This window comes from Roseicyclus sp., assembly GCF_052168335.1.
Classification (GTDB): Bacteria; Pseudomonadota; Alphaproteobacteria; order Rhodobacterales; family Rhodobacteraceae; genus Roseibacterium.
In genome coordinates, this window is the sequence record NZ_JBQLZP010000637.1 from 1 (window position 1) to 3,411 (window position 3,411).

At 71.4% G+C, this 3,411-nt stretch carries 5 protein-coding genes; 4 read left to right on the top strand and 1 reads right to left on the bottom strand.

Going from position 1 to position 3,411, the window contains the following annotated elements; translation table 11 throughout:
• The 3 genes from phnG to ACTS11_RS19505 all read left to right on the top strand — a co-directional run.
• A partial coding sequence (phnG, locus tag ACTS11_RS19495; protein WP_442641948.1) for a phosphonate C-P lyase system protein PhnG occupies positions 1 to 438 on the top strand: 438 nt, incomplete at its 5' end.
• The gene (gene phnH / locus ACTS11_RS19500) at positions 435 to 1,004 is read left to right on the top strand and encodes a phosphonate C-P lyase system protein PhnH (protein ID WP_442641949.1); all 570 of its coding nucleotides are present in this window, start codon (positions 435 to 437) and stop codon (positions 1,002 to 1,004) included. The genes phnG and phnH, both read left to right, overlap by 4 nt.
• 3 nt (positions 1,005 to 1,007) lie before the next feature.
• Positions 1,008 to 2,099 carry a carbon-phosphorus lyase complex subunit PhnI gene (locus ACTS11_RS19505; protein ID WP_442641950.1) on the top strand — a complete coding sequence of 364 codons (1,092 nt, stop codon included), beginning with the start codon at positions 1,008 to 1,010 and terminating at the stop codon, positions 2,097 to 2,099.
• A 52-nt stretch (positions 2,100 to 2,151) separates the two neighbouring features.
• Here the strand turns inward: ACTS11_RS19505 and ACTS11_RS19510 are convergent, their stop codons facing one another.
• Positions 2,152 to 2,421: a hypothetical protein gene (locus ACTS11_RS19510; protein WP_442641951.1), complete on the bottom strand. Its 270-nt coding sequence runs from the start codon at positions 2,419 to 2,421 to the stop codon at positions 2,152 to 2,154.
• A gap of 110 nt (positions 2,422 to 2,531) precedes the next feature.
• Between ACTS11_RS19510 and ACTS11_RS19515 the strand changes: the two genes are divergently transcribed.
• Entirely contained in the window at positions 2,532 to 3,368 is an 837-nt protein-coding gene (locus tag ACTS11_RS19515; protein ID WP_442641952.1) for an alpha-D-ribose 1-methylphosphonate 5-phosphate C-P-lyase PhnJ, read from the top strand.
• Positions 3,369 to 3,411 lie beyond the last annotated feature (43 nt).

Sequence of the window (3,411 nt, forward strand, 5' to 3'; positions counted from 1 at the left end):
CGGCGCGCCCGGCTCTCGACGCTGGCGCGCGCGCCCGAGGACGCGCTCCGCGCGCTCTGGGAGGGGTGGCTCGACGGCGCGGCGGAGCCCGCGCACGAGACGCTGCGTCCGCCCGAGATCGGCACCGTGATGGTGCGCGGGCGGGCGGGCGCGAAGGGCGCGCCCTTCAACCTCGGCGAGATGACGGTGACGCGCTGCTCCGTGCGCCTGCCGGGCGGCGCGGTCGGACACGGCCATGTCCAGGGGCGCAGCCGCGAAGCCGCGCGCATCGCCGCGCTGATCGACGCGCTGTCCGAGGCGGGGCAGGCGCGCGCGCTCGAGACGGCCATCCTCGCCCCGCTCCGGCGCGAGGCCGAGGCGCGGCGCGCCGAACGCGCGGCGAAGGCTGCCGCCACGAAGGTCGAGTTCTTCACCATGGTCCGGGGGGACAACGCATGATCGCGACCCATCTCGACGGCGGGTTCGCCGATCCGCCCCGCGAGGCGGCCCATGCCTTCCGCGCCGCGCTCACCGCGCTCTCGCGTCCCGGCCGGATCGCGCGGATCCAGGGCGCCGCGCCGCCCGCGCCGTGCTCGCCCGCCGCGGGGGCGCTGATCCTGACGCTCTGCGACACGACCACGCCGCTGCACCTCGCGCCCTCGCACGACACCGAGGGCTTGCGCGGCTGGATCGCCTTCCACACCGGTGCGCCCCTCGCGGAGGCGGAGAAGGCCACCTTCGCGCTCGGCACCTGGGAGGCGCTGCACCCCGTCGCGCGGTTCTCGCCCGGCACGCCGGAATACCCCGACCGCGCGGCGACGCTGATCGTGGAGATGGCGGCGCTGACCCCCTCCGGCGCGCGGCTGACCGGCCCCGGCATCGAGACGGAGGCGCGGCTCTCTCTGCCCGAGACGGAGGCGTTCCGGCGCAACCGGACGCGCTTCCCGCTGGGCTTCGACTGCTTCCTCACCTGCGGCGATGCGGTCGCGGGCCTGCCGCGCTCCACGAAGGTCGGGGAGGACTGAGCCATGTATGTCGCGGTCAAGGGCGGCGAACGCGCCATCGACAACGCCCATGCCTGGCTCGCCGAGGAGCGCCGCGGCGATCCCTCCGTGGCCGAGCTCTCCATCGCGCAGATCCGCGAGCAGCTCCGCCTCGCGGTCAACCGGGTCATGGCCGAGGGCTCGCTCTACGATCCCGACCTCGCCGCGCTCGCCATCAAGCAGGCGCGCGGCGACCTGATCGAGGCGGTCTTCCTGATCCGCGCCTACCGCACGACGCTGCCGCGCTTCGGCGCCTCGCGCCCGGTGGACACCGGCGCCATGGCCTGCGACCGGCGCATCTCGGCGACCTTCAAGGACCTCCCCGGCGGGCAGGTGCTGGGCCCGACCTTCGACTATACCCACCGCCTGCTGGACTTCGCGCTGGCCGCCGAGGGCCTCGAGGTGCCCGCGCCCGCGACGGGAGAGGCGGCGGACCGGCCGATGCCGCACGTGACCGACTTCCTCGCCCGCGAGGACCTGATCCAGCCCGAGCCCGAAGGCCCGGAGACGCCGCGCGACCTGACGCGCGAACCGCTCGACTTCCCCGCCGACCGGCCGCTGCGCCTCCAGGCGCTGACGCGCGGCGACGAGGGCTTCGTGCTGTCGATGGCCTATTCGACGCAGCGCGGCTATGGCCGGAACCATCCCTTCGTGGGCGAGCTCCGCATCGGCGCGGTGCCCGTCGAGATGGACATCCCCGAGCTCGGCTTCGCCATCGACCTGGGCGAGGTCGTCCTGACCGAATGCGAGACGGTGAACCAGTTCGCCGGCTCGAAGACGGAACCGCCGCAATTCACCCGCGGCTACGGTCTCGTCTTCGGCCAGACCGAGCGCAAGGCGATCTCCATGGCGCTCGTCGACCGGGCGCTGCGCTGGGAGGACCTCGGCGAGGACAATGTCGGCGCGCCTGCGCAGGACGCGGAGTTCGTGCTCTACCACTCGGACAACGTGCAGGCGACGGGCTTTCTCGAGCACATCAAGCTGCCGCACTACGTCGACTTCCAGTCGGAGCTGGAACTGATCCGGAGGCTGCGGGCCGAGGCGACGGCCGCCGCGCGGCAGGAGGCGGCCGAATGAGGGGCGGGTGCGAATTTTCGTACGAAAATTCGGCGGGGGCGGCCGGGGCGCGTCAGTCGCCGCCGTCCCCGTCGCCGTCGCCCTCGGCATCCCAGTCCTCGCGCGGGTCCTTCGTGGAGCGGCGCGGCGTGCCGTCGATCTCGATCCAGACGTACCAGGTCGTCTCCCCGTCGTTTTCGATGCGCAGGGTCCGGCGGCGGCGCCAGCGAACCCAGGCCGTGTGGATCGCGACGAGCCCGAAGATCGGGAAGAGAAGTGCGAGCGCGCGTTCCCATGGCGCGAGATCGCCCATGTTCGGCAGGATCAGAACCGCACTGAGCAATGTGAAGAGAATGGCGAAGATCAGCGGAAACACGGCGCCGGCCCTTTTGACATGCGGCCCCGACATGGGCGCGCAATCCGGCGCCATCATGGCGATTTCGCGAGGATGACATGAGCGACACCGGCTACAACTTCGCCTATCTCGACGAGCAGACCAAGCGGATGATCCGCCGCGCGATCCTGAAAGGCGTCGCGGTGCCGGGCTACCAGGTGCCTTTCGCGAGCCGCGAGATGCCGATGCCCTATGGCTGGGGCACCGGCGGCGTGCAGGTCTCGGCCGCCTGCCTGACGCCCGAGGACACCTTCAAGGTCATCGACCAGGGGGCCGACGACACGACGAACGCGGTCTCGATCCGCCGCTTTTTCGAGAGGACGGCGGGTGTGGCGGTGACCGAGCGGACGTCGGAGGCGACGATCATCCAGACCCGTCACCGCATCCCCGAGACGCTCCTGACCGAGGACCAGATCCTCGTCTACCAGGTGCCGATCCCCGAGCCGCTCCGCTTCCTCGAACCCTCCGAGGTCGAGACCCGCCGGATGCACGCGCTCGAGGATTACGGGCTGATGCACGTGAAGCTCTACGAGGACATCTCGCGGCATGGCGAGATCGCGACGGCCTATGCCTACCCGGTGAAGGTCGAGGGCCGCTACGTCATGGACCCCTCGCCGATCCCGAAATTCGACAATCCCAAGCTCGAGAGCGCGGCCCTGCAGCTCTTCGGGGCGGGGCGGGAGCAGCGGATCTACGCGGTGCCGCCCTGGACGCGCGTGGTGAGCCTCGATTTCGAGGATCATCCCTTCGATCCCTCGAAGGCGCCGCACCCTTGCGCCCTCTGCGGGGCGGAGGACACCTATCTCGACGAGGTGATCACCGACGACCGGGGCGGGCGGATGTTCGTGTGTTCGGACACGGATTTCTGCGCGCAGCGCAGGGAGGACGCGGCATGAGGCGGGGGCGGTATCGCCGGCAATTCCGGGCCGTTTTCGCCGG